Origin of the sequence: Kitasatospora sp. NPDC004799 (genome assembly GCF_040609095.1) — a bacterium.
Taxonomy (GTDB): Bacteria; Actinomycetota; Actinomycetes; order Streptomycetales; family Streptomycetaceae; genus Kitasatospora.
In genome coordinates, this window is the sequence record NZ_JBEXJK010000772.1 from 1 (window position 1) to 1,586 (window position 1,586).

The window sequence follows — 1,586 nt, forward strand, 5'->3', positions numbered from 1 at the left end:
CCGCGGGTGCGGGGAGGACGGTAGTTGGCGTGGTCGGAGCCCTCGGAGGTGCGGCAGCGGCCGGTCGAGCGGGTGGTGCGGGTCCAGATCGGGCGGGTCGAGGTCAGGGCCGCCGAGCGCACCCCGGCCGCACCGCGCAAGCCGGCGGCCCGCCCGACCCCGGCCCTCGACCTGGACAGGTACCTCAACCGGGAGACCTCATGACCGAGCGGGTCCATTCATGAGCAACCACCTCGCGATCGCGACCGTGAGCGAGGCGCTGCGGCTGCTCATCACCCGGGCGCTCGCCCCCGACATCCCGTTCGCGGTCGAGGTCGGCGCCCGCAAGCCGCCGACCGAGCCGCCGAGCGACCCGACCATCACCGTCTTCCTCTACCAGGTCACGCCCAACGGCTCGCTGCGCAACCGCGACGCGCCCACCCGCGCGGCGGACGGCACCGTGCTGGCCCGGCCGACCGCCGCCCTCGACCTGCACTACCTGATCAGCTGCTACGGCGAGGAGTCCCAACTGGTCGGCCAGCGGCTGCTCGGCTGCGTGGTCCGGGCCCTGACCGAACAGCCCATGCTGTCCCGGCAGTTGATCGAGGAGGCGGCCGCCCAGCCGTACCTGGTCGGGGCGGACCTGGCCGTCTCGCCGCAGCGGGTGCGCTTCACGCCCACCACGATGGACGTCGACGAGCTGTCCAAGCTGTGGAGCACGCTGCTCCAGACGCCGTACGCGCTGTCCGTGACGTACCAGGCCACCGCCGTCCTGGTGGAGGGCCGGGTCGATCCGGTGGCCGGCAAGCCGGTGCTGCGCCGCACCGTACGGGCCGTGCCGTCCCGCGGGCCGGTGGTCGAGCGGGTGCTCTCCCGGCCGGCCGGGTCCCGGGCCGCCCCCGAGGAGGGGCCGGTGACAAAGGACCGGGAGCTGGTGGTGGAGGGCTCCGGCCTGCGCTCGGACCTGGTGGTGGCCCGGCTGGGCGAGCGGCGGGTGACGGTCGGCCCCGGAGCCGTCCGGGACGACCGCCTGGTGGTCGCCGTACCGGAGGACCTGCCGCCCGGGGTGCACCAGGTGCAGGTGCTGCACGGGCTGGCGCTGGACGGCCGGCCCGCCGCCGAGCACCTCGCCGTGGAGTCCAACGCCCAGACCTTCGCCCGGCAGCCGCGGATCGTCACGCCGATCGGCACGGCGGAGCGCGGCGACGGACCGGCCGGCGTCTCGGCCCGGCTGGACGTCCGGCTGGACCTGCCGCTCCGGGACGACCAGCAGGTCCTGCTGCTGCTGGACGAGTTGCACCCGCCGGCCGGGCAGCGCGGGGCGAGCCACCAGTTCCGCGCGCCCGCGCCGCCGGTGCCGCGCACCGACCCGTACGAGGTCCGGGTGCCGGTCGTCGGCGTGCGCCCGACGGCGTACCTGGCCCGGGTCCAGGTGGACGGCGTGCCGAGCGAGTTGACGGTGTCCGCCGACGGGGCCTTCAGCGGGCCCGTCGTGGACCTGACGCACTGACCGCGGGACGGGGGGAGAGCACATGAGCACGCGTCGGAGGCAGGGCCGCGAGGGCCCGGCGGACGAGCCGCACCGGCAGGCGCTGTCGGCCGCGGTC

2 protein-coding genes are annotated in these 1,586 nt (G+C 76.0%); both read left to right on the forward strand.

Annotation, left to right across the window (positions count from 1 at the left end):
- Positions 1–24 precede the first annotated feature (24 nt).
- Entirely contained in the window at positions 25–204 is a 180-nt protein-coding gene (locus tag ABZW03_RS40690) for a hypothetical protein (protein WP_355269890.1), read from the forward strand.
- 16 nt (positions 205–220) lie between these two features.
- The gene (locus ABZW03_RS40695; RefSeq protein WP_355269892.1) at positions 221–1,489 is read left to right on the forward strand and encodes a DUF4255 domain-containing protein; all 1,269 of its coding nucleotides are present in this window, start codon (positions 221–223) and stop codon (positions 1,487–1,489) included.
- Positions 1,490–1,586 lie beyond the last annotated feature (97 nt).

Excerpts from the sequence above, each read along its gene's own strand:
- ABZW03_RS40695 (WP_355269892.1), top strand. The coding sequence starts at position 221 with ATGAGCAACCACCTCGCGATCGCGACCGTGAGCGAGGCGCTGCGGCTG.